The sequence below is a fragment of the Natrinema salsiterrestre genome, assembly GCF_029502005.1.
Classification (GTDB): Archaea; Halobacteriota; Halobacteria; order Halobacteriales; family Natrialbaceae; genus Natrinema; species Natrinema salsiterrestre.
Map to the genome: position 1 here is coordinate 279661 of NZ_JAMQOT010000004.1, position 24009 is coordinate 303669.

Genomic DNA, 24009 nt, shown 5'->3' on the forward strand with positions numbered 1-24009 from the left:
CTCGGGCGGTCAGAACGTCGACAGTTCGCCCGCGATCACGCTGCGGGTGATTTCGGTGACGTCCGCGAGTTCCCGATCGACGATCGCCTCGACGTCGTCTTCGACGTCCGCGACCGAGACGCTCTCGTCAGTGACGACCTGGACGTCGGCGACGTGGGGCCGATCGATCGGCCGGCCGATCTGGCTCAGAAGCCGGACGCGGAGGTCGCGGATCCCGTCGACCTCGCCGACGACCCCCTCGGCGATCTCCGTCGACAGCAGGTTGTAGATCTTCCCGATGTGGTTGACCGGGTTCTTCCCGCTCGTCGCTTCCATCGACATCGAGCGGTTGGGCGTGATGAGCCCGTTCGCGCGGTTGCCTCGCCCGACGGAACCGTCGTCGCCCTGTTCGGCGGAGGTCCCCGTGACCGTGAGATAGATCGAGCCCTCGTCGTAGTCGTCGGCCGTGTTGACGTGGACGTCGACCGCGCGGTCAGTGTACTCGCGCGCGACGCCGTCGGCGAACTCGCGGACGGACTCGACCGCCTCAATGTACTCGTCCAGACTCCCAATGTACTCGTCGACCATCGCCGCCGCGACGGTGACGTCGATCTCGTCGCCCTCGCGCTTGCCCATGATCTTCACGTCCGGTCCGAGTTCGGGGTGTTCCTCGGCGTACTCCCCATTCAGCCGGCGCTCGGTCTCGAGGACGATCTGTTCCGTCTCCGTCAGCGGCGCGTGGCCGACGCCGAAGCTCGTGTCGTTGGCCATCGGCACGCTGACTTCGTCTTCTCCGAAGACCTCCTGCAGATCGCCGCTGCCCTCGCCGAGCTTGACGTCGACGACGATGTCCTCGCCGACGGTCAGCTGGGGAATATTCGTCTCGAGGTACTCCCGCGCGGCCCGCAGCGCGATGGTCTCGGCGGGGATGGTCCGGCCCTCGTAGTGTTTGGTCGCGCGGCCGACGATCAGCAGGTAGATGGGGTCGACGACCTCGCCGCCGCCGAACGCGGGCGCGGCCTCGCCGGCGACGAGTTGCGTCTCGTCGGTGTTGAAGTGAAGTACTTCGCCGACGCGATCGAGATACTCGCGTGCGAGCGCCCCGGCGACGCTCTCGGCGATCCCGTCACAGATGGAGTCGGGGTGTCCGATCCCCTTTCGTTCGACGATTTCGACCTCCTGATCCTCGACCGCTTGCCGGTCGATCGACTCGATCCGGATGTTCCGCTCGCTCATTGTCGGGACTTGACGGAGCGAGTTCGTATAACTTGCGGAAACAGATACCGCCCAGAAAATGCTCGCAGGTTATGTAGTTGTCAACTGGCAGTCGATTCGGACTCGAGCAACAACCCGAGATACGAGGTCCGAATCTGATCGTCGGGATCGAGTCCGAGTCGCTCGAGCACGTCGTAGGCTCCCTCGCGAGCCGCCTCGAGTTCGGACTCTGTCTCGACTTCGGTCTCGACCTCGACGTACTCGCCGACGTCGTCGACCGAGTCGAGCGTGATCGTGTACCCCTCCAGCGCGAACCGGTCGCGTTCCTTTCGGACGGTCGCGGCGGGATCGAAGCCGAGATTCGCGAGGATCGCGGCGAATTTCTCGCGGTCCGCCACGGCGGTCTCGACCTCCTCGCGGCTCTTGGACTCGTCGTCGAGGAGCGGCCCCTTGTAGGTGACGCGGGTTTCGTCGGAGTCGTCTTCGGGAGATTCCGATCGGATCCGCAGAGCCTCGTCGGTTTCGGCGAACTCGCGGTGGGGCGCGTCGTAGTACGTATCGACCTGGACGACGTTCCCCAGCGGCGTCGCCCCGCGGTCCTCGAGGCGGTCGCGGACGGCCTCGAGAGCGGCGGGCACCTTCACTTCGACCTCGTACATGCCCGAGAGAACGCACAGCGGTCGTAAGTATCGGTCGCTCTCGGCGCAAAGCGTCGTACTTAAATGTAGACGGCCGGACGTACAACGTATGACCGAGGAACAAGAGGCCGAGCTAGACGAGCAGGCCGATGACGTCGATGAAGAAGTAGCCGACGAAGACACCGAGGAAGCCGAGGGGCTGCAGGACGGCGACTTCGTCGAACTCGAGTACACCGCGTACACCGTCGAGGACGACCAGCTGGTCGACACGACCGACCCCGAGGTCGCCGAGGAAGAGGGCGTCGACGATCAGGGTCAGGAGTTCAAGCCGCGAACGATCGTCGTCGGCGAGGGCCACATCTTCGAGGCCGTCGAGGACGCGATCGTCGGCTCCGAACCCGGCGACTCCGGCACCGTGACCGTCCCCGCCGAGGACGCCTTCGGCGAGTACGACCCGGACGACGTCCAGACCGTCAGCGCGGAGAAGATCGACGAGGACGACCGCTACCCCGGTGCGAACGTCCAGATCGAGGGCGAACAGGGCTACATCAGCACGATCATCGGCGGCCGCGCTCGCGTCGACTTCAACCACCCGCTGGCCGGTGAGGACGTCGAGTACGAGTACACGATCGCCGACGAGGTCGACGACCGCGAACAGCAGGCCGCCGGCCTGTTCGAGATGTACCTCGGCATGGAGCCCGAGCTCTGGATCGAGACGGACGAGGTCGAGGAAGAGGTCCCCGTCGAACCCGACGAGGATGACGACGAGGACGCCGAGCCCGAATTCGAGACCGAGACCGTCGAGAAGGAGACGCTCTACCTCGAGGCCACGCCCCAGATGACCATGAACCAGCAGTGGATGATGGGCAAACAGCAGATCGGTCAGGACATCATCGACAAGATCGGTGTCGACCGCGTCATCGTCCAGGAAGTCATCGACGGCATGGGCGGCATGGGCATGGGCGGTATGATGGGCGGCATGGGCGGTATGGGCGGCGGCGACATCGAGGAGGCCCTCGAGGACGCCGACGTCGACGCCGACGAGATCGTCGACGAGCTCGAAGGCGCCGAGGAATAACGCCAAACGTCGACTACCGCCCGTTTCGCGGACCGGTGACGACCACGAATCTGCGCGGGTCGACTTTTTCGAACGCGAGAACGTAGGCCGAGCGGCCACGATGGATGATTCGTCGAGCGGTATCGCCGAGCGGTCGCGAATAACGACCGGAGCGGGTGAACGATGGCTCTTTCTGGAGGGCAATCGGTTCGCAATCGCAGCCGCCGTCGCGGCCGCGTTCGGGACTTTCTTTCTGGCACTGACGATGGCCAACGTCGCACCGCTCACAGATCCACAGCCGCTGTTTTACGCATTTAGCGCCCTGATTTCGGGAAACCTGACGCTAATCACCGTCGTCGCCTCGATCAATCAGCTCCTGCTCTCGCGGGAGTTACAGTCACCGGGGGAACTCCAGTCGGAGATCGAGGCGACCGTCGAGTTCCGCCGCGATGTCGAAGCGGTCACGAACCGGGCTGCGCCGGCCGAACCGTCCGGCTTCCTCCGGCTCGTCGTCGAAAGCGCGCGCCAAGACGCCCAGCGGCTCGGCGGCACCGCCGCGGGGACGCTGCCGGCGGAGGTCTACGACGAGGTCGAGGACATCGTCGCCGAACTCACCGACGAGTTCGATCGGATCGACGAACTCATTCAGGAGTCCGACACCGGTATTTTCAACACGCTCTCGACGATGCTCGGCACCAATTTCGCCTACGAAATCCGCCGCCTCGAGGAAGTTCGCCAGGCCCACGACGCGTCGCTGACCGAGGAGACCAACGCAGCGATCGACGACATCCTCGACCGGTTGCGCGAACTCGATATCGCCCGGCAGTATTTCAAATCGGTGTACTTGCAGGTCGAACTCTCGCGGCTCTCTAGGTACCTGTTCTACGCGGGGCTCCCCGCCGTCGGCGTCGTGATCGCCACACTGTTCGTCTTGAGTGTCTCAGACCCGACTCGATTCGGTCAATCGGTCCGCGTCGTCCTCTTTCCGATCGTCGTCACGGTCGGAACGCTCCCGCTCTCGTTGCTCTTTTCGTACATCCTACGGTTGATGACGGTCACCGAGCGGACCGCCGCGATCACGCCGTTTACGACGCCGGAACAGGAGGACTGAACGTGGGTGGGTGCCGATCACGCGATGTCGCGGCTCGTGTCGATCGCCACTTCCTCCGTGAGCTCGAGCTTGATCGCGTCGGTCGGCTGACTGCCGCCCCGGAACTTGGGGATCGTCAGGTGGTTCTCGAGTTCCGTCCCGGCGATCTCGGTCCGGAGATCGAAGACGGCGTCGGCGGCGTGGTAGGTCCGGGATCGGTTCGCCGGAACCGCGTCCCCCTTCAGGCAGTGGAGGACGGCGATGCTCCCCGTCTCGAGCATCTTGGCTTTGAGGTCGTTGAGAAAGGTGACGTACTCGTCGGTGTCGCACCGCTCGAGGACGTCCATCGTGTCGATGATGAGGTTGGCGCCGTCCGGGAGGGCGCCGATGAGCCGGGTCGCCTCCTCGAGGGGCGTGTCGCTGGTAACGTGTCTGACCGTCGGGCTTCCGACGGACGACGGCGAGGCCTCGATCGCGTGACGAACGGCGTCGTCGGAGCGCTCGGTCGTCAGGTAGAGCGTGCCGCGGGCGGCCGTGAGTTCGTAGAGCAAGAGTTCGGACTGGCTAGCCGGCTCGGCGGTGTACGCGACGATGCATCCCGGCGGGAGTCCACCGTCGAGCTTTCGGTCGAGTACGTCGATTCCAGTGTCCAGCCGACCGACCATACAGGTTAACCAATTACTACAGTGCGTGTATAACTCTTTGCCTTGGTACACTGTCTCCTGAATCGAAGGGATGCGACTCCCGTTCGCGAGTCGAATGGAGAGATTCAAGGGGCACGCCACAGCCTACACGAACGAATGCGCCACGATCACCTCATCACGAGCAAACAACTCTCTCGGGGAGACATCGAGACCGTCCTCGACTACGCGGCCGAGATCGACGCCGATCCGTCGACCGTCGCCGACCGTCACGCGGGGACGCTGCTCGGGCTGCTCTTCTTCGAGCCGAGCACGCGGACGAAGATGAGCTTCGAAACCGCCATGAAACGCCTCGGCGGCGACGTCGTCGACATGGGATCGGTCGAGTCCTCGAGCGTGACCAAAGGCGAGACGCTCGCCGACACGGTTCGGGTCATCGAAGGCTACACCGACGCGCTCGTCCTGCGCCATCCGAAACAGGGCGCGGCGACGATGGCGAGCGAGTTCGTCGACGTGCCGCTGGTGAACGCGGGAGACGGCGCGGGTCACCATCCGACGCAGACGATGCTCGACCTCTACACGATCCGGGAGAACGCCGGCCTGGACGACCTGACCATCGGGATCATGGGCGATCTGAAGTACGGTCGGACCGTCCACTCGCTGGCCTACGCCCTGACGAACTTCGACACGCGCCAGCACTTCATCAGCCCGGAGAGCCTGCAGTTGCCCCGCGAGGTCGTCTACGACCTCCACCAGCGACAGGACGGCACGGGAATCAAAGAACACGACTCCCTCGAGGACGTGCTCCCCTCGCTGGACGTGCTCTACGTCACGCGGATCCAGCGCGAGCGGTTCCCCGACGAGAACGAGTACCAGAAGGTCGCCGGCGAGTACCAGATCGACGCCGCGACGCTCGAGGCAGCGAGCGACGACCTGACCGTGATGCATCCGCTACCGCGGGTCGACGAGATCGCGCCCGAGATCGACGAGACGGACCACGCGGCGTACTTCGAGCAGGCGCACAACGGCGTTCCGGTCCGGATGGCGCTGCTGGATCTCCTCTTGAGCGACGACAGAGGGCTCGGAGGTGGAAGCGATGAGTGACGATCACGATCACCACGACGGCGACGACGACCACGAGCTGCGGGTGAGCAAGATCCGCGACGGGACCGTCATCGATCACGTCCACGGCGGGCAGGCGCTGAACGTCCTCGCCATCTTGGGCATCGACGGGAGCAACGGCGAGGAGGTCTCGGTCGGGATGAACGTCCCGTCCGATCGGCTCGCCCGGAAGGATATCGTGAAGGTCGAAGGGCGCGAACTGAGTCAGGACGAGGTCGACGTCCTCTCGCTGATCGCGCCGGACGCCACGATCAACATCGTCCGGGACTACGACGTCGTCGAGAAGCACCGCGTCGAACGCCCCGACGTCGTCGAGGGCGTGCTCTCCTGTCCCAACGCCGGCTGTATCACGACCGGCGACGAGCCGGTCACGTCGCGGTTCTCGGTCCTCGAGGACGGCGTTCGCTGTTCGTACTGCGAGACGATCGTCCGCGACGAGATCGCTGATCTGATCGACACCTGAGGGCGACGACCGACAGGGGCGCTTCTTTCACTGACGGACGACCATCCAGAATAGCTAAGTGATTCCCGGCCGATTCTCTACACGTACATGTCACGTACCGTCAAAATCGTGCTCGCCCTGTTCGTCATCGCCGTCCTCTACAAGGCCGCCGTCGGCGGCTCGTCGGACGTCGAAGTCGACTACGAACCGACCGAAGAATAGCACCCGATTCCGAACGGCTTACGGTGACGGCGTCGTACCCTCTCGTATGTACGGCGTCGTCACTCGGAACGCCGAAGAAGTACGGTGGCCGGAGTTCGACCGCGGCTTCTACGAAGTCAAAGACGTGACCGGCCGGTCCGCCGAACCGATCGCCGACGGAGTGAACATGGTCTCCTGTTTCGGCGACAACGCGGCCGCCGACGCCGATCCGTCGCTGGTTCCCGTGGACGATATGGGACGGCCGGCCGACCGGGAACGGTCCTACTTCGACTGGGCGTACATCTGCCCCTCTCGGGAGGACTACCGACAGGGACTGTTCGAGATCATCGACGACTGCGTCGCCGAAAACGAGGACGTTCGCCTCGACGATATCGGCTTCCCGCGCGCGGAGTACTGTCGCTGTGGCGTCTGCGAACAGGCGTTCGAAGAGAGCGAGTACGAGGACCGCATGGAGTGGCGGGCCAGCGTTATCACCGAGTTCGTCGACGCGGCGACCGAGCGGATCCCGGGAACGGTCTACATGACGCTGTACCCGGACCCCTACCCCGGCCACCTCTACGAGCGCGCCGGCATCGACCTCGAGGCCGTCGAGGAACACGTCGACGAGTTCGTCGTCCCGCTGTACGACACCGCCTACGGCACGACGTACTGGCTCGAGACGATCGCGAAAGGGTTCGAGAGCGCGCTCGAGACGCCGTTTAATGTCGAATTGTACGGGGTGAACGTCGACGTCGACAATCTGATTCACGCGACGGAGGTCGCTCAGGAGTACGCCGACGGCGTCTTCTTCGGATACGAGGCGAGCAAAGGGCGTGCAGCGCTGCGCCGGATGCGGGCCGACGAACGAGAGGGAGTAACGCACGGCGAACCGGGTACCGACGCCGATACCTGACGACGGCTCTACCGCGACGCGTCTGTTTCGTCGCTCCTAAGATGTGATTAGGGAACCGTTCAGCGTGACTTTCATCGAATTATCCCAGCGCGAGAGAGTACTCGCCGTCCCCCGAGCACGACCGCGACGGGCCGGTTACGAGTGATTGAGCCACCGGTCCGATTGGAACCGACGACTGCCTTTATTTGCGTCTCGATTGCCCGCAATCGTGACCGAGGATCGACGGCGGCCGCGGATCCTCAGGTGAGACCTATGAGAGATCACCAGACACAGCAGTCGACGGGCATGGACACGGAGCAGATGGCCGAATCGACGATGCATCAGGGGCAACGGACGATGGAGCAGCTGATCGAGCTCCAGCGCGACATGGCTCGCATGACGCTGAGCGCGCTCAAGTGGCAGGAAAGCGTCCAGAAGCAGAGCCTCGAGATGACGAAGTCGATGTTCGAGAGCGCTCCCGCGCCGCAGTTTACCGAGTCGATGATGGAGAGCTATCTGCAAGGCATGGAGGCGATCATGCCGGAGATGGAGCAGGCGATGGAACGGGGTATGCGGGCCGCCGCACGGCCGCAAATGGAGGGGATGCAACAGATGGGCGGGCGAATGGAGGGGATGGGCGGCCGGATGGGTGGCGGGAGAGGGATGCACGGACAGGGCCAGCAACGGGGACCGAGCCAGCGGGGAACGAGCGGCCGAATGGAGGGCCAGCAGATGCGACCCCAGGATGCGGGCGGCCAGCAGATGGGAACCCAGCCGCAGATGGGCGGGCAGCAGGAAGCGAGCGGCCGGTCGCGCGGACAGCCCCAGTCGCACTCTCAGCAGCCCAGCTACCCGTCACAAACCGGCGAGTGGGTCACGCCACAGGAGTACGCCGGCGAATCGGCCGGTGCCTCCGGCACCCGGCGACAGTCGGGATCCGAGCGATCGGGTTCGCCGGGTCAGTTCGAGCAGGGCTACCAGCAAGAGCATCCGCGACGGGAGTCACAGCCGCAGACCGAATCACGGCAGGAGGGATACGGCCAGCACGGGGGACCGCACGAGCAGGGACGGCGCGGCCGAGAACACGGACAGCCGACTCAACGCCAGCAGTCGGCGATGCGGACCGATCAGGGTCGGTTGCGGGACCAGTATTCACAGCGAACCGATACCGACCGGCAGGAGCGAGGGCAGCGGGAGCAGCAACACCAGCGCGAACGGTCGTCGCCGCGCGGCCCCGAAACGGACCTGACCGACGATGGGGGACGCGACCGCGGTGAGACGGAGAGAGGGAGTGAGACCGGCGAGATGAACGTCTCCTCGGAGGACGCCGGCGAGGAGGACCACGAGTCCGAGGAGGAGTAACCCGGTCGTCCCTACCGGAACACGCGCTTCCCAGTCGCTCGCGGGCGTTCTCGACGGTCGACGGGGAACGCACCGACCTCCGTAGCGTCGAACGGAAAATCGAATTCGAAACCGAGGCCCCGTTGTTCGGTTCGTGGACCGTGAGAAACCGTATTACCGCCCGCGATCGTCGGCGATACGGTCGTCGTCATCGTCGCCCATCAGTCCCTCGTCGTCATCGTCGTCGCCGATAAGTCGGTCGTCGTCATCGTCGCGGATCACGCCCTCGTCGTCGCGGCCACTGATGTCGTCTTCGTCCCGATCGATACCACGACTTCCCGTTCCTGTGCCGGTCGTCCCGGTCTCGCGACCGGAAATCTCGCTCTCGAGGTGGATCTCGTCGTCGGTCACGTGATCGACAGCCTCGTCCTGAAGCGGGTACGTGTCCTCGCCGCTGTCGCTCCAGCCGAGCGTCGCCTTGATCGAGTCCGTGATTCCGGGGTCCGGTTCGACGTGGGCGGTCCCGTGTTCGACGTCCGCGACCATCCCGACCTCGTCACCGTTGGCGTTGACGACGCGCTTGCCGATGTCGTCGTCGGTAATTCGTGGAGACATTGCACCCCTATTGAAGGTCGATTCGCGCAAGGTCGTGGTGCTTGCGGACGCTTGCGACCGGTCGTACGGACGCGGCTCCGCGTCGGCTCGGAGACGTCTCCGGTTACTCGAACTCCGGCTCCCGATCCTCGAGGAACGCGGTGACGCCCTCCACGTGCGCGTCCGAGGTGCGGGCCTGCGCCTGGAGCAGGTTCTCGTAGTCCAGCGCCTCGCCCCAGGACCGGCCCATGTTCTCGTGCATCGCCCGTTTCATCATCCCGATCGTGGCCGTCGGACCGTCGACGAGCCCGTCGACGGCGTCGGCGACGCGGTCGTCGAGTTCCTCGGCGGGGACCGTCTCGTTGACGAGCTCGAGCTCGGCCGCGCGCTCGGCGTCGAAGAACTCGCCGGTAAAGGCCAGCTGTTTCGCGGCCCGCAGCCCGACGATGTGCGGGAGCATCACGGTGCCGCCGGTGTCGGGGATCAGGCCGACTCTGACGAACGCACAGGAAAACGTCGCGTCTGCGGCGGCGTAGGCGATATCCGCGAGCGCGACGATCGAGAGGCCCGCACCGATGGCGTCACCGTTTACCTTCGCGACGATGGGCACCGGACACTCGAGCATCGCTTCCACGACGCGGCCGAAGGTTTCGGTGACCCGCTCGTAGGCCTCCTGGGACGAGCCGGGCGTTTCCGCCATCGACTCGAGATCGCCGCCGGCGCTGAACGCGTCGCCCGCTCCGGTGATGACGATCGCACCGTACTCCGCGGGCGTGGCGCCTTCGATCGCGTCGGCGAGTTCGTCGGCCGTTTCCATCGTCATCGCGTTGAGCGCGTCGGGTCGGTCGAAGGTCAGCCGTAAGACGTCGTCGTCGCTGTCGATCTCCATACCTCTCGGCTCGGCGCCATGATCTTAACGATAGGCGATCCGCGACTCGCGCAGCTGTCACCGTTGCGGGCAGCGGGGCAGCCGCGAAAAGCATCGAGGCGGGTGCGACGGACTCGGCGTCACTCCGGGAGGATCAGTTCGACGGGATCTGCGGGGCAGCGGTCTCCTCTTCCGTCACGTTGAGTTCTGACGTGACGAGCGCGCGGTAGGCCCGGCGCAGTCGCTCGGAGAGCGCCTGATGAGAGATGCCGAGCTCCTCGGACAGCTCCTGCATCGAGACCTCGCGGGGAATCTCGAAGTAGCCGTGATCGATCGCCGCCACCAGCGTCTCGTACTGGCGCGTCGTGAGGCCACACTGGGAATGGGTCTCCTCGGCCAGATCGAACAGCCGGACGATCGTCGGCGTGGCGTCGTTGTCGTCGAGGCGATCGTACAGCGAGCTGACGCTGTCGCGGTCCACGACGCGGACGCTGAGCAACCACTTGCCGTTCGAGGCCGAGGCGCTCAGTACGGTGCCCCCTTCCTCGAGGACGATTTCGAAGGGGTCGACGGTGTCGGGTTCGAACTGGATGTCGTACAGCCAGCGGTCCTCGTCGCTGCTGATCTGGGAGTAGGCACCGATCGAGTCGGTCTCGTCGAGGGCCGCCTCGATCTCCGACTGCGAGGGTCCCGACAGCCAGAGTCCGTGGCCGCTCGAGGCGATGACCCGTTCCATCTCGCACGTAAGCGAGGGGACCGCCTCGAACAGCTCGCCGGTTCCGGTTCCGTCGGCCGGGATCTCGATGTCTGCGATGGATGTCATGAGTCTCACCCGTGGATAGAACGACGATCTCCATAATCCCACTTCCAAAGCACTTAGAACCGGGTAGCGGGACTTTCACTCGTTCTGATCGGTCGAGAGGGGGAGGATCGATGGCATCGCGGAGGCGGCAGGTCAGTGTCGGCGGGGCGTTCCGATCAGTAACTGCACCGCGAGGACGACGACCACTGCGATCGCGAGCAAGGCGAGTGCGATCGGGACGATCGCATCGATGCCGCTTGCGATAAACGAGACGCGGATCTGGGTCGGCATGGTTCGCGGCGAGTACGCGACCATCATCGTCGCGCCGAATTCGCCGATCGCCCGCACGAACGTGAGCACGATGCCGGCGGCGATGGCGTTGCGTGCGAGCGGTAACGAGACCGATCGCACGGTCCGGAGCCGCCCGTACCCCAGCGTTCTGGCCGCCTCCTCGAGGCGCGGATCGACGCCGTCGAAGCCGGCGCGGGCGGTGACGACGAGAAACGGTGCCGCCACGAACGTCTGTGCGAGGACGATGCCGGCGCGACTGCCCGTCAGTGGCATCCCGAGCGCGGCGGCGGCCGCACCGATCGGCGTGTACCGGCCGACGACGGTCAACAGCATGACCCCGCCCACGATCGGCGGGACGACCAGCGGGAGCAAGACGAGGGCTTCGACCAGCCGCTTGCCGCGAAACGAGGCCCGAGAGAGGACGTACGCGAGCGGGACGCCGAAGACGGTCGCGATCGCCGTCGAGATCGGTGCCGTCACCAGCGACGTCCCGATCGCGTCCCGAACCGTCGGATCCGCGAGTGCTGCGAGGACGTCGACATCTCGGGTTCGGGACAGAAAGATCGCGAACGGGACGACGAAGTACGCGAGCAACACCGAGCCCAGCAGTGCCGGGACGGCGAGCCCGGTCGGGAGCCACTCGAGCCCCGCGTCGAACCGGGACGCGCCCGCGTTCGTCTCCGACGGCTCGCCGTTCCGGTTCCGTTCGGCGCGACTCACGGTTCGATCGCCTCCGGCGGCTCGCCGTGGAATCGGGGGAGGGAATCGTCGACGCGCAGGCCGTGTTCGACCAACAGGTCGTCGTTCTCGAGGAGGTAGTCGACGAACGCCCGTCCCGCGTCCGGATCGTCCGTGCCGCGTCGAACCGTGGCGGTGTAGATCACCGGCGATCCCTCGACCGTGTGACCGCTCTCGGTGGTGTAGCTCGCCCGCGCGTACCGGTCTGCGGATCCGGGATCACCGAAGTTGTAGGCGTCGTCGAGTGTGCGGACGGCGACGTCGCGCTCGGTAGCCATGTTGGCGTAGGCGACCGCACAGGCGCTGTTTCCGCTTTCGACGCCGGCGAGCAACCGCGGTTCGTCGGGAACGCGGTGGACCTCGTCGGCCATCGCGTCGCGGAACCCCTCGAGTCCGTGCTCGCGTTCGGCGAGTTCGAAGAGGAGGAGGGCGCGATACCCCAGCGGATCGAGGTCGGGATCGCTGATCGCGATCGCGCCGTCGTCGGCATCGGCGAAGACCTCGTACCACGGCTCGCCGTCCGCGAGCCGTCGTCCCGGTTCGGTCTCCGCGGCGTAGCCGATCACGACCTCGTTGGCCGCGAACTCGACGTCCCACCCGGCGCAGTCGGGGTAGAGCCGCTCCCGCAGGAGGTCGACGTCGGCACCGATCACGACGTCCGGATACTTCGTCCCGTCCTCGACCAGCCGCAACAGGGCGTTGGTTCCGTAGTATTCGCCCTCGTATCCCAATCCCGAGTCGGCCTCGAAGGCCGGACCGACGCCGTTCTCGAGGGCGACGGCCAGACTGCCCGCCGCGAGCACGCGAACGCTGTCCGTCTCACCGAGACAGCCCGCGGTTCCGACCAGCCCCGCCGTGAGCCCGCCGGCCGCGGCGAGGACGCTTCGACGGCCCCTCGGAGCCGATCCGGCGCAGCCGTCGCGACTGTGCATACGTCCCGTTGGATCTACGGCACAAATACAACTGGTTTCGGTTCCTATATTGTGGGAACACAACCGAATATGGTTACGTCAACTGACCGGCTCCGGTCGCGGTGACGGACCGAATCGGTTCGTTCCTGACCGCCAGGTCGGTTCAACAGTCCGTTTCGTCGGTCGGCGTGCCAGCGTGAGAGAACTCGAGCCCCTCGAGCGAACGGATCGTCCCGACGAGGTCGTCGATCGAATCGTCGCCGCGTCCGATGACGGGGCCGCCGACGGCGGACGGATCTCGCTCCCCGACGAGGATCGTCGGAAGGGGAGACTGGGCGAACCCCTCCACGAGCACGGTGTCGTACCCCCGGCGTGCGAGTCGCTCGAGGCCCCTCGAGAGCGCCCGAATTTCGCGGTCGTCCGACTCGAGAAGGGCGTCCCCGTCGGGCTCGTGTGGATTTCGCTTCCCCCGCGTCGCGATGTCGAAGGTCAGTTCCGGCGTGATTCCGACGACGGTTTCGGCACCGGCGGTCCGGTGGCGGTGCGTGTCGGTCCCGGGGGTATCGATCTCGACCTCGTGGTGGATCGACTTGACGGTCGCGACGCGGCCGTCCGCGCCCAGTCGGGACACCAGTTCCTCTACGAGCGACGTTTTGCCCGAATCGCTCGGTCCGGCCACACAGACGGCGCGGAGAGTCGAATCCTGACACATAGATCTCATCTCGGTATCCGGTCACAAGACCCGTTCGAACGGTCGGCGAACGAGGGGAAGGGGCGGATCGCGGCTGCGTCGACGGTTCGGGACTACCGCGAGACGGCCATCACCCACTCGTCCGGCCCTCGCCGGCGCACGTCGTACACTTCGAAGGCGTCACCGGTCGGTCCGTCGCGGCCGACCGCTGCGACGAGCTCCGTCGCGAGCGGCGACGGATCGTGATCGTTGATCAGGTAGAACGGCTCGCCGGGCTCGGTCGCGCGGAACTCCTCGGTGGCTTGCTCGTGGCGGATCGGCTTCGGCAGCCCGCGCAGGTCGAGCGCGTGATCGGGAACCGAGAAGTCGCCGACGTCCTCGAGGCGCTCGCGGACGGCGTCGGCGAGATCGGTCGCCTCGGCTGGCACGTCGTCGTCGAAGTCCCGAACGCGCTCGTCGAAGGGCAGTTCGCACAGCACCGGCTGGTCGAGTTCCCGCTCGACGTCCGTGTCGGGGAAGAGGTCGTGTTCGCGACCGCACTCGCAGGTGAACCCGCGCATGTTGACGACCGTCCCGAGCAGCGGGACGCCGTTTTCCTCGAACAGCGTGGCGCTGCGCGAGGTGTCGTCCACGCTGGTCGGGTGGGGCGTACTGACCAGCACTGCGCCGTCGATCGGCAGCGTCTGCAGCGCCGTCAGGACGATATCGCCGGTCCCCGGCGGCAGGTCGACGACGAGAGTGTCGAGCTCGCCCCACGCGGTGTCCTCGAACAGCTCGCTGACGGCCTCGTGAGCCATCGCGCCGCGCCAGGCCAACGGTTCGTCGTTCGCGATGAGGCCGACGCTCATCGCCGTGAGATCGTCGGTCTCGATCGGCTCGGCGCGTCCCTCCGCGTCGGCAGACACCGGCCCCTCGAGGTCCAGCAGTTCCGGCACGTTCGGCCCGTAGAGGTCGGCGTCGAAGATGCCGACGTCCCGATCGGAATCGGCCGCCAGCGCCCTGGCGAACTGCGTCGAGACGGTCGTCTTGCCGACGCCGCCCTTGGCGCTGGCGACGGCGATCACGGTGTCGACGCCCGCCGGACCGTCGATTTCGTCGTCCGCGGCCGCATCGGGCGCGTCGCCTTCGACCGTCGCACGCTCGACGCCGGGCGTCTTCAGGACCCGCCGCCGGATCGCCTCGGTGACGTCCTCCGCGGTCGGGTCGTCGAATCCGGCGAGATCCGCGGCGATCCGAACGGCCCCCTCGTCGGCCGAGACGTCAGTGACCAGCCCGGACTCGAGCACGTCGCCGCCCAGATCCGGGTCTTCGACGTCGCGCAGGCCGTTCCGGACGCGGTCGGCGAGGTCGTCGGTCGGGACGTCCTCGGGAACGATATCGTGTTTCGCCATGTTACCAGGCCTCGAATTCGTCGGCGTCTTCGTCGGGTTCGCGCTCGGTCATCAGCGTCCCGCCGTAGGGACGGTAGTCGAGGTCGTAGGTGTTCGCGACCGTATCCAGCGCGTCCTCCCGCTCGGCGATCGTTCCGGTATCGAACTCGAAGGCCTCGACGGCCGCGACCAACTCTTCGTCGGTCACTCGTCCCTCGGCGTAGCCCGCCGCGATGCCGTCGCGGAGGACGTCGGCGTTCCGGCGCAGCCGCGTCGCCTCGTCGAACTGCTCGCGCATGTCGTCGTCGAGCCCGCCCCGATCGAGGGGAATCCCCTCGAGCAACTCGGTCGCCCGCTCGTCGAACCCATCGGCCATCGTGAGCAGCTCGACGACCTGTCTTTTCGAGGTGAGCGACTGCCAGGCAGCACGGGCGTCTTCGGCGACGACGGCGTCGACGGCTTCGGTCCACTCCGTCGAGCGCTCGACGTCCTCGAACGCCTGCGCGACGAACGCCCCCACGTGGTCGTCGGGGATCGTCACGCCGAGCGATTCCTCGAGAGTCGACCCCGAAGCGCTGCTATCGGTCGTACAGTCCGCGTCGTGCTCGTCGCGGTCACGGTTTGCGTTCGATTCGCCGTTCGCGCTCCGTGGCTCGTCCGTGGGTGTGCTGTCGAGTTCGTAGGTCATCGTCGATCACGCTGTCCCTGAGTCAGTCCGTCGATCGAACCGGCCGGTCCCTGCCCCGGACCGGGCCCCTGCCGCTCCTGTTCCCGCCGTGATCCCGGCCCGCCGCCGGGTGCCGCGTCGTCGTCCAGTCCGGCGTCGATCTGCTCCGGGTCGACGCCGCGTGCCGTCGCGAGCGCTCGCTTCGCCGACCGCCGCACGTCGTCGCTGCGATCGTTCAGGCCGTGTCGCTCGAGGACCTCCTCGGCGCGGTCCGTCCCGAGGTCGCCGAGGCTGGTCGCTGCCTTCGCCCGGACGAACGCCTCCGGATCGCGGGCCAACACTGCGGCGAGGATCCGAACCGTCTCGCCAACGTCGTCGGCGTACTCCCGCAGGTAGTCGGCCGCGTACTCCCGAACGCCGGAGTGGGGATCGGTCTTGAGCTGTTCGATCAGCAACTCCTGTGACGCCGCGCCCGTCTTCGACAGCGCGATGACGGCGTTGCGCCGCACCCAGCCGCTGTCGTCCTCGAGCGCGTCCCTCAGCGGCGTTTCGTTTCCGGGTTCGGCCCGCGACTGGGCGACGACCGCCTCGGCGCGGACCCACTCGTGGTCGTCGTTCAGCGCCGCCCGAATCGCGTCGCCGGCCGCGTCTCCGCCGTCAGCATCCGCGGCGAGGCCGAGCGCCTCGACTGCGAACTGCCGCACGTCCGGGGAATCATCCGCGAGCACGAGCTCGACCAGCCCCCCGATCGTCGCCGGTGTCAACCCGCCGTCGTCCGCCAGATCGATCAGTCCGAGCGCGGCGCGGCGCCGATCGCGTTCGAGATCGGCTTCGAGCCGCGCGCGGAGCGTTGCCTCGTCGTCGTCGGGTGCCCGACCGCGGGCACTTCGGTTCGCGTAGTCGGTCATTCGAGTTTCCTCCAGTAGCTGACGAGCCACGCGGCGACCGTCGCGAGGACGATCGCCGCGGGCCAGTTCGTCGCGGCATCGACGAGCCAGCTCGCGGAGTCGGTTGCGCTGGCCACGATACCGCTGTCGGCGCTTTCGGCCTCGCTGCCGTCGCCGTTCCCGCCGGCGTCGGCCTTCGCGAGCGTTCCGTCCTCCGTATCGAGCGTGAGGAACTCGTAGGACAGCGACTTCTGTCCGTTCGCCTCGTCGGCGCTTCCGTTCCAGATCGCGTACGTGAGGTACATCCGCTCGCCGTCCTCGAACGACGCATCGTACTCGCCGCTCGCGTCGTGCTCGCGCTGGAACACCACGGCCCAGCCGTCGTCGGTCCGCTCGCCGTTCGCCGCGACGGGCTGGGTCTCGGCGTTCGTCAGCGAGCCGTAGCCCATCGCGTAGTAGTTCTGCCCGTACCGAGTATACGAGGACTGGGAGAGCGGGTTCCCCGCCGCCTGTCCCGGCTTCGTCCGGTTGTCCGGATGCGGATAGGTGTACATGTCGCCACCCGGGTCCGACTCCGAGAACTGCCAGCTCGAGCGCCAGTACCAGATGTTGACCGGATTTCCGTTCGCACCCATGGTGATCGGCGGCTCGTCCCCGCTCCGGAGCATGACCGCCGCGGCGTCGCTGTAGGCGGTCGGCTCGTTGATCTCCGTGTCCATCGTCGGGTCCTCCCACTCCATGCGGAAGGCGACGTGCGTGTCGTTCGTCACCGACTGAACCGTCACGTTATCGACGCTGCCGCCGCCATAGGGTGGAATCATCTGCTGATTCTGGAGCGAAACGGTCTCGGTCGGCGCGTCCTCCCACGCCTCGGCGTCCGGCTCCGTCGGCACTTCGTTGACCGACAGGAGCGGCAGCGGACCGCCCGTGAGGACGGCGACCGCCAGCACCTGCACGACCATCACGAGACACAAGACGATTGCGGCCAGCTTCGTGGCCGTGCCCGCGGCGGCCCGGTCGATCGAGAGCGGCCCGATCTCGATCGGCTCCGAACTCACGGCGTCTCACCCCCGTTCGCCGCGTCCGCCGAGACGCTGGGGTCCGGGTGCTTTCCGTTGTCGTAGGTCACCAGCTCCTCGACGAGATCCGCCGCGGCCTCGTAGGCCGGTTCGTCCGTTGCCCGGCGAAGGTCGTGTGCTAGCGCCGGCACGAACTCGACGAGGTGATCGGCGAGCACCGTCGCCTCGGCCTGCCCGACGCGCTCTGCGGCCGCCGGCTCGCCCGACTCGAGCGCGACGGCCCGCTGGCCGGCCAGCACCTGCGCCAGCTCGAGTTCGGCGGCGACGTGGTCCTGCCGTTCCGCGAAGTCGTCGCTGGGCTCGAGGCCGAACTCCTCCATCAGGCCGACGACGGTCGCGATCCGGCGCTGCTCGCTGCTGATCTCGTCGCGGGTCGTGTAGTGGGCCTCGTAGGGGATCACGGCGTAGGTCCCGTCGTCGCTGGGGAGGCCGAACAGCTCGTTGTAAGCCGTCTGGAGCTCCTCGAGCGGCGTTTCCTCGAGGGCCTCGAGCAGCGCGGTCGCCTCCTCGGAGACGGTGAGTTGCTCGGCGGCCCGTTCGATCCCCTCGCGGGCCTCGGGATCGAGCAGTTCGCGAACGGTGTCCTCGGTCGGGTAGGTAAACGCCGCGGCGGCGGCGCAGTACAGCGTGGCCCGCGCGGCGTGGTACTCGGGATCGGGAGTGGTGTGTGTCGGTGTCATCGGTCTATTAGGGCTGATTGGTCCACATCTCGCCCTCCCGGACCTCCATCTCTTCCTCGAAGGGGATGTCGACGACCTTGTTCCCCTTGCGGTCCCACCCCTTCACGCGGTTCTCTTTGACGGTGTAGGTCTCGATGAGGCGGGTGGTCGCGCCGAACAGCTGGAGGATCCCGAGGGTGTGGTGGCTCGGGTTTCGGACGCGGTCCTGGACGATCTTGATCGATTCCTCGAAGGTGCTGCCGGGCCACTCGTTTCGTTTGTCCTCGGTGTTCGGCGTGAACATCTGGGTGAGGAACTCCGGCGGCACGTGGTAGGGCGGCATATAGAAGACCTGCGGCCGCGTCCCGAACTGCGGGTACAGCGGCAGCGCGATCTTCTCGTCGCTCTTGGCGAGGTAGTTCACCGGACTCCGACCGGCCGCCGCCGACTTGTTCCCGCCCGGGTGGCCGGCGTCGGGACCGCGATTGATGTTGCCGTGCAGACGCGTCTTCCCGATACACGAGGAGACGCACCGCGGGACGTTGCCCTCCTCGATGCGCGGGAAGCAGCCGACCGGCTTCTCCGAGACGCCCGTCTCGGGGTTGTACATCGGCTTGTGGTACGGACAGGACTTCACACACTTCCGGTAGCCCCGGCACCGCTCCTGATCGAGCAGGACGATGCCGTCCTCCTCGCGCTTGTAGATCGCCTTCCGCGGGCACGCCGCGAGGCAGGCGGGGTTCTTGCAGTGGTTACAGAGCCGCGGCAGGTAGAACTGCCACATGTCGTGGTACTCGTCGTTCTCGAGGTCGCTCTCGACGACGTCGCCGGTGGGGTACTCGCCGTGGACCTGGTCGTCGCCCAGCGCGGGATACTCCCACTCCTCTTTCTGTGCGACGTAGCCCTTGACTGTCTCCCCGTCGTCGGCGGCCTCGAAGATGGTCTCGTCGTCCTCGAGATCGTCGAGCAGCCGCATGTCCCAGCCCATCGGATAGCCGCCGTAGGGCTCGGTCTCGACGTTCATCCACCACATGTACTCCTCGCCCTTCCCGCTCGTCCAGGTGGACTTGCAGGCGAACGAACAGGTATTGCAGTTGATACATCGGTTGATGTTGATGATCATCCCCCAGTGCCAGTCGCGCTCCTCCTCGCGGTGTTCGTAGGGGTAGCTGTGCTCGCGCCCGAGTTGTGGATTGTAGGTTTCCGGCATCAGCTGTCACCTCCCTGCAGCGAACCGCTCACGTAGTCCTGGAATAGCTCGTCCTTCCGCGCGTCGCCGGGCCACCAGTCCGCCTCCTCGTACTTCTCGACTTCCACGAGGTCGTCCCGGTTCGTGCCGGTCGGCGCCCAGACGGTCTCCTCGTAGCCGTGCTCGAGTTCGGCCCCTTTCCAGACGATATCGTCCTCGACCTCCTCGGAGATGTTCGGATCGCCGAAGACGGCCTTGTGGACGAGGTCGTCGGTCTCCTGTGCGGGGTCGAGCCAGATGTTCGTCGTGACGTTGTACCCCTTGACGCTGTCCTCGTTCTCCTCGTCGTCCGGGAAGTGCTGGGGCCACCAGCCGTGCCAGATGGTCAGCTGGCCCATATCGCCCGCCGAGCGCGGCCGCTGGCGTTCGCTGATCATCACGCGCACGACGAGGTCGCCGCGCTTGCCGCTGATCCGGACGTAGTCGCCGTTCTCGACGTCGATGTCCGCGGCGTCTTCGGGGTGCATCTCGACGAAGGCCTCGCCCAGCGGCGGCGTCTCCTCCGTCTCGCCCTCCCCTTGCGGGAACGAGAAGTCGTCGACCAGCCGCTCGGTCCCCTCGGGATCCGCGTTCGTCGACCCGAAGTCCCGCGACGCCCAGATCAGGTTCCAGTCCGTCATCCCCCACGAGGAGTGCGTGCGGTACTTCGGGTGGGGCGTGTTGAAGTAGAACTGATACTCCTCGTCGTGATACAGCGGGTTCTCCTCGTCTTTCGCCTCGTCCCACTTCTTGTTCACCCCGTAGGGCGTCCCCTCCGGGCTCTCGATGTGGTCCAGATCGGCCCGGCCGAGCTCGAGGAAGCGGTCTTCCTCCTTGTGGAACTCCATGCGGCCGGTCTTGGTGTAGAACGGCCGGTCCTCGTTGATCTGGGAGTAGAAGGGAATCCGCGGATACGTCTTCAGCTGGAGGCGTTCCGGGCCGTCCTCGATGTCCTCGACGTCGATGTCGCGGGTCGTCATCCCCGCGTCCAGCGTCTGCTGGATGTAGTCGCGGACGTCCTTGTCGTCGTCGAGGAACTTGTCGAAGTACGCCCGGTAGGAGTCGACGTTGCGCTCTTCGGGCGGAATCTTCTCGTCGAGTTTCTCGGCGACGAGCGCGACCGCCTCCCCGTCCTGTTTCGTGTCGTAGAGCGAGTCCATGACCCCGTGATCCATGTGGATGAACGGGTTCTCCGGCCCGACGGTGATGTCGGGGTAGTCACACTCGAGCCAGGAGGGGACCGGGAGCACGATGTCCGCGTGGCGCGCGGAGTAGGTCATGTGCATGTCCGAGACGATCGAGAGCTCGTTGCTCGTGTCGGGGTGTTTGACGAAGTTCTCGATGACGTGCTCCTGATGTTTGGTCTGGTTCAGGAGGTTGCAGTTCATCGTCCACAGGATCGTCGGCTTGGACATCGTGTACGACTCGGCGTTCGTCGGCACCACCGGCTCCTCGGCGTCGCCCTGTGGGACGAGGTCGAGATCGCGGTCGAAGTCGCCGCGGATCTCGTGGGCGTCGAGCTGCTCGCCCCCGAAGAACGCGAACGCGTAGCCCGGATACATCCCGTGGGCGGAGTTCCCGTCGGGGTTGACGTATTCGGGGTAGCCGTCGAGCAACTCGATCTTGTACTGGCCGGAGTAGTTGTAGTAGCCGGCCCCTCGCTCGCCGATGTTGCCGAGCATCGACTGGACGAAGAAGATCGTCCGCTGGAGCGAGTCGTTGGAGTGGAACCAGTGGTTGATCCCCTCGCCCGTGAACCACTGGCCCTTGTCGGCCGCGGCGAACTCCCGGGCGGTCGTCCGGAGCGCGTCGGCCGGGATCGTCGTGATCTCCTCGACCGTCTCCGGATCGTAGTTTTCCGTGATGTTCGCCTTCTGCCGGGTGAAGTCGGTATGAACGCCGACCGACTCGCCGTCGGCCAGTTCGATCTCGGAATCGACCTCGAGTCGGGGCGTGACGGCCATCTCGTCGCCCACTTCTTCGCGGGTGACTGGGACGGGATCGCCGTTCTCGTCGAGGGCGACGAAATCGCCCCAGTCGTTTTCTTCGTGCCGTTCTTTGCTGTCTTCCGCGGGCGGTTCGTGGTCCGGGAACACCTCGTGGGCGCGGAGGTACTTCCCGTTATCCTGCCGGATCAACAGCGGCAGGGTCGTGAACTTCCGCATGAACGCCGCGTCGTAGAGTTCCTCGTCGATGATGACGTTGGCGATGCCCAGCGCGAACGCGGGGTCGCTCCCGGGGCGGACCGGAAGCCAGCGGTCGCACTTCTGGACCGTCGGCGAGTAATCGGGGTAGACGCCGACCATCTTCCCGCCGCGCTCGCGGGTCTCCTGGAGGAAGTGGTTGTCCGCGAGCTTGTTGTGAATCAGGTTCTTCCCCTGGATGATCGTGTAGTCGGCGGCCCGCCAGGCCGACGCGTCGGCGTCGCTGGTCTGATAGCCCGTCGTGATGACGTGGCCCGGCGGCAGATCGGCGTACCAGTCGTACTCGGTCCACTCGCAGCCGCCGAAAATCGAGGCCAGTCGTCGTCCGGCCCCGTGCCGGGTGATCAGTCCGTCCGACTTGATGGCGTTGAAAATGTGGAACCGCTTCTCGTCTTCCAGGCTCGCCATCTTCTCGGCGATCAGGTCGATGGCCTCGTCCCACGAGACGCGCTCGAACTCGTCCTCGCCGCGGCCCTCGGGGTTCGGGTCGTCGGGACTCCACCCCTTGCGGACCATGGGATACTTGATCCGGCTCGGCTCGAACGTTCGGCGGTGGAGGGTCAGTCCCTTCATGCAGCCCCGGGGATTCCAGTGGCGGGTAACGCCCGCTTCCTCGTATCCGCCGGGGCTCCCCGGACCGGGACTCCCCTCCTCTTCGTGGTAGATCTGTTCGGCGCGGATCGGTACGCCGTTTTTCATGTAGAAGTTCAGCGCACACGACTGCGTACAGTTGGGGTGACAAACGGTCCAGTCCACCCTGTCGTACGAGTAGATGTCGTGATAGACCTGTTCCCAGTCCCGGTTCGGATAGGATTTGAGCGGGTTGTCGACCTGCGTGATCGAGTCGACGGTTTGCGTCGCTCCCCACGCGGAGCCGATGAGGGACCCGACAGCCCCCGTCCCGGCTGCCGCCAGGAAATCGCGTCGCGAGAGACTCATCGCCGACCACCTCGTGTGGCGGAGCGTTTCGGTAGCATACACGACGGGGTTGCCACTCTATTCTTTAACCGAAACCGCCCGTTCCCATGCATTGGGGACGCTACCGCCAGAATCCTCCGAATAGTGGGTATTTAAGTCCGGACAGATATTTCGGCTGCAACCCTGCCCGTTAGTCGATCCGAGATGCGTCCCAGTATTCTGGAATCGGAACCCGAAATTTGTCATCTGCCGACCTTCGGTTCGATATGCCAACATGTCAACGGGAATCAGTGGTCGACGCTGACTTCGAGACCGTCTGGAAGTTCTACGACACCGTCGACGAACTCGCCGTACTGACACCCGACTGGATGGGACTCCGCCTCCCACGAGTGATCGGACCCGACGGCCGGCCGGATCCCGACGGCTATCTGGTCGGCACGGAGATTCACCTCGAGACGCGGCCGCTCGATCTGGTCACCGCGACCGAGTGGGTTGTCGAGATCGTCGACCGCGAGGTAAGCGATGATCGCGCATCGTTCGTCGACGAACAGGTCGGCGATCGCGGCCCGTTCGACGCGTGGCGACACGCCCATCGATTCGTGGATCTCGGTGACGAGACGCTGATCCACGACCGGATCGATTACCGGGTGCCCGGTGGCGGCGAGCGTCCGGTGGCCACGGCGTTTCTCGCGGGTATGTTGTGGTACCGACACCGTCGAACGCGCGCGTTGCTCGCCGACTGAGGAGTGCGGTGTGGCATCCGCTGCGACGTCGGTCAGAACAGCTCGACGCGGATCCCGTCGCTCTCGAGGTCGTCGGCGAACGTCTCGGCATCGGTCTCGATCGGCTCGAAGGTGTCGTAGTGCTCGGGCAGCACCAGTTCGGGGTCGACGCTCCGCGCGAAGTCCGCCGCCTCGCGACGGTCCATCGTGAAGTGACCGCCGATCGGCGGGACGAACACGTCCGCCGAGAGCGACTCGTGGTGGTCGAGGAAGTCCGTATCCGACGGGAAATAGATCGTCGTTCCGTCGATAGTCAGCACCAGCCCGATCACCTCGCCCTCGGCGTGGAACGGCTCTCCGTCCTCATCGACGTGATCGCCGTCGGGATCGTTGGAGGCGGGCACCGTCCGGACGTCGATCCCCTCGACGGTCGCCTCGCCATCGTGGGGCAGGTCGATCACGTCGAACGCGAGGTCACTGGTGTCGACGGCCTCGTAGACGGCGACGGTCGCGTCCGACCCCGCGACGGCCTCGATCGCGTCCGCGTCGTAGTGGTCCATATCGTCGTGCGTGACGAACACGACATCGCCGTCGTTCGGTTCGCCCTCGAGTACGTCCCCCCACGGATCGACGTAGATGACGGTTCCGTCGGCCGTCTCGAGACGGATGCTTGCGTGGCCGAGCCGTTCGAACGTGATCCCTTCGTAATCGACGGGCATTGTGGCTCGAGGGTACGGTACGAGTCGTCTTATAGGTCGGTTC

General features: G+C 66.0%; 24 protein-coding genes. 7 read left to right on the plus strand and 17 right to left on the minus strand.

The features are described 5' to 3' along the window. Nucleotides 1–9: 9 nt before the first annotated feature. Together NDI89_RS13300 and cyaB are read right to left on the minus strand one after the other, a co-directional pair. Nucleotides 10–1215 (minus strand): methionine adenosyltransferase, encoded by a 1206-nt coding sequence (locus tag NDI89_RS13300; RefSeq protein ID WP_277522093.1) that lies wholly within the window; start codon nt 1213–1215, stop codon nt 10–12. Nucleotides 1216–1295: 80 nt separating this feature from the next. Continuing rightward, a complete protein-coding gene (gene cyaB / locus NDI89_RS13305) occupies nt 1296–1853 on the minus strand; it encodes a class IV adenylate cyclase (protein WP_277522094.1) in 558 nt (185 codons plus the stop codon). Between the two features lie 88 nt (nt 1854–1941). Between cyaB and NDI89_RS13310 the strand changes: the two genes are divergently transcribed. Next, nucleotides 1942–2910 (plus strand): FKBP-type peptidyl-prolyl cis-trans isomerase, encoded by a 969-nt coding sequence (locus NDI89_RS13310; RefSeq protein ID WP_277522095.1) that lies wholly within the window; start codon nt 1942–1944, stop codon nt 2908–2910. A 100-nt stretch (nt 2911–3010) separates the two neighbouring features. Then, complete coding sequence (locus NDI89_RS13315; RefSeq protein ID WP_277522096.1) at nt 3011–4000, plus strand: DUF7972 family membrane protein; 990 nt, start codon at nt 3011–3013, stop codon at nt 3998–4000. Between the two features lie 17 nt (nt 4001–4017). Here the strand turns inward: NDI89_RS13315 and NDI89_RS13320 are convergent, their stop codons facing one another. Continuing rightward, nucleotides 4018–4644 carry an RAD55 family ATPase gene (locus NDI89_RS13320; RefSeq protein ID WP_277522097.1) on the minus strand — a complete coding sequence of 209 codons (627 nt, stop codon included), beginning with the start codon at nt 4642–4644 and terminating at the stop codon, nt 4018–4020. Nucleotides 4645–4779: 135 nt separating this feature from the next. On the opposite strand from NDI89_RS13320, the gene pyrB reads away from it, so the two are divergent. The 4 genes from pyrB to NDI89_RS13340 all read left to right on the plus strand — a co-directional run bounded on the left by pyrB (nt 4780) and on the right by NDI89_RS13340 (nt 8639). Continuing rightward, nucleotides 4780–5724, plus strand: a complete 945-nt coding sequence (gene pyrB, locus NDI89_RS13325; RefSeq protein WP_277522098.1) for an aspartate carbamoyltransferase — start codon at nt 4780–4782, stop codon at nt 5722–5724. Beyond that, nucleotides 5717–6205, plus strand: coding sequence for an aspartate carbamoyltransferase regulatory subunit (gene pyrI / locus NDI89_RS13330; RefSeq protein WP_277522099.1), 489 nt, complete (start codon nt 5717–5719; stop codon nt 6203–6205). The genes pyrB and pyrI overlap by 8 nt, the downstream gene beginning before the upstream one ends. A 247-nt stretch (nt 6206–6452) precedes the next feature. Next, nucleotides 6453–7298 (plus strand): hypothetical protein, encoded by an 846-nt coding sequence (locus tag NDI89_RS13335; protein WP_277522100.1) that lies wholly within the window; start codon nt 6453–6455, stop codon nt 7296–7298. Between the two features lie 252 nt (nt 7299–7550). Then, nucleotides 7551–8639, plus strand: coding sequence for a hypothetical protein (locus NDI89_RS13340; protein ID WP_277522101.1), 1089 nt, complete (start codon nt 7551–7553; stop codon nt 8637–8639). Between the two features lie 153 nt (nt 8640–8792). On the opposite strand, the gene NDI89_RS13345 is transcribed toward NDI89_RS13340, so the two are convergent. From NDI89_RS13345 to NDI89_RS13405, 13 genes are all read right to left on the minus strand, one after another. Further along, nucleotides 8793–9233 carry a hypothetical protein gene (locus NDI89_RS13345; protein WP_277522102.1) on the minus strand — a complete coding sequence of 147 codons (441 nt, stop codon included), beginning with the start codon at nt 9231–9233 and terminating at the stop codon, nt 8793–8795. Nucleotides 9234–9336: 103 nt separating this feature from the next. Continuing rightward, nucleotides 9337–10101, minus strand: a complete 765-nt coding sequence (locus NDI89_RS13350) for an enoyl-CoA hydratase/isomerase family protein (RefSeq protein WP_277522103.1) — start codon at nt 10099–10101, stop codon at nt 9337–9339. 133 nt (nt 10102–10234) lie between these two features. After that, nucleotides 10235–10903, minus strand: a complete 669-nt coding sequence (locus tag NDI89_RS13355; RefSeq protein ID WP_277522104.1) for a helix-turn-helix domain-containing protein — start codon at nt 10901–10903, stop codon at nt 10235–10237. Nucleotides 10904–11035: 132 nt separating this feature from the next. Continuing rightward, a complete protein-coding gene (locus NDI89_RS13360; protein ID WP_277522105.1) occupies nt 11036–11893 on the minus strand; it encodes an ABC transporter permease in 858 nt (285 codons plus the stop codon). Beyond that, nucleotides 11890–12843 (minus strand): extracellular solute-binding protein, encoded by a 954-nt coding sequence (locus NDI89_RS13365; RefSeq protein ID WP_277522106.1) that lies wholly within the window; start codon nt 12841–12843, stop codon nt 11890–11892. Before NDI89_RS13365 ends, NDI89_RS13360 begins: the two co-directional genes overlap by 4 nt. Before the next feature lie 142 nt (nt 12844–12985). Further along, a complete protein-coding gene (gene mobB, locus NDI89_RS13370; protein ID WP_277522107.1) occupies nt 12986–13534 on the minus strand; it encodes a molybdopterin-guanine dinucleotide biosynthesis protein B in 549 nt (182 codons plus the stop codon). Nucleotides 13535–13626: 92 nt separating this feature from the next. Further along, nucleotides 13627–14904 (minus strand): P-loop NTPase, encoded by a 1278-nt coding sequence (locus NDI89_RS13375; RefSeq protein WP_277522108.1) that lies wholly within the window; start codon nt 14902–14904, stop codon nt 13627–13629. 1 nt (nt 14905) lies between these two features. After that, a complete protein-coding gene (locus NDI89_RS13380) occupies nt 14906–15571 on the minus strand; it encodes a hypothetical protein (protein ID WP_277522109.1) in 666 nt (221 codons plus the stop codon). Next, nucleotides 15568–16458, minus strand: a complete 891-nt coding sequence (locus NDI89_RS13385) for a HEAT repeat domain-containing protein (protein WP_277522110.1) — start codon at nt 16456–16458, stop codon at nt 15568–15570. The genes NDI89_RS13380 and NDI89_RS13385 overlap by 4 nt, the downstream gene beginning before the upstream one ends. Further along, the gene (locus NDI89_RS13390; RefSeq protein WP_277522111.1) at nt 16455–17495 is read right to left on the minus strand and encodes an ethylbenzene dehydrogenase-related protein; all 1041 of its coding nucleotides are present in this window, start codon (nt 17493–17495) and stop codon (nt 16455–16457) included. The genes NDI89_RS13385 and NDI89_RS13390 overlap by 4 nt, the downstream gene beginning before the upstream one ends. Continuing rightward, nucleotides 17492–18196 carry a TorD/DmsD family molecular chaperone gene (locus NDI89_RS13395; protein ID WP_277522112.1) on the minus strand — a complete coding sequence of 235 codons (705 nt, stop codon included), beginning with the start codon at nt 18194–18196 and terminating at the stop codon, nt 17492–17494. The genes NDI89_RS13390 and NDI89_RS13395 overlap by 4 nt, the downstream gene beginning before the upstream one ends. A 7-nt stretch (nt 18197–18203) precedes the next feature. Continuing rightward, on the minus strand, nt 18204–19385 hold the full coding sequence (locus tag NDI89_RS13400) for a 4Fe-4S dicluster domain-containing protein (RefSeq protein WP_277522113.1): 1182 nt from the start codon (nt 19383–19385) through the stop codon (nt 18204–18206). Then, the gene (locus NDI89_RS13405; protein WP_277522114.1) at nt 19385–22546 is read right to left on the minus strand and encodes a molybdopterin-containing oxidoreductase family protein; all 3162 of its coding nucleotides are present in this window, start codon (nt 22544–22546) and stop codon (nt 19385–19387) included. Before NDI89_RS13405 ends, NDI89_RS13400 begins: the two co-directional genes overlap by 1 nt. A gap of 245 nt (nt 22547–22791) precedes the next feature. On the opposite strand from NDI89_RS13405, the gene NDI89_RS13410 reads away from it, so the two are divergent. Further along, complete coding sequence (locus NDI89_RS13410; RefSeq protein WP_277522115.1) at nt 22792–23268, plus strand: SRPBCC family protein; 477 nt, start codon at nt 22792–22794, stop codon at nt 23266–23268. A 32-nt stretch (nt 23269–23300) separates the two neighbouring features. On the opposite strand, the gene NDI89_RS13415 is transcribed toward NDI89_RS13410, so the two are convergent. After that, nucleotides 23301–23966, minus strand: coding sequence for an MBL fold metallo-hydrolase (locus NDI89_RS13415; RefSeq protein WP_277522116.1), 666 nt, complete (start codon nt 23964–23966; stop codon nt 23301–23303). Nucleotides 23967–24009: the final 43 nt, after the last annotated feature.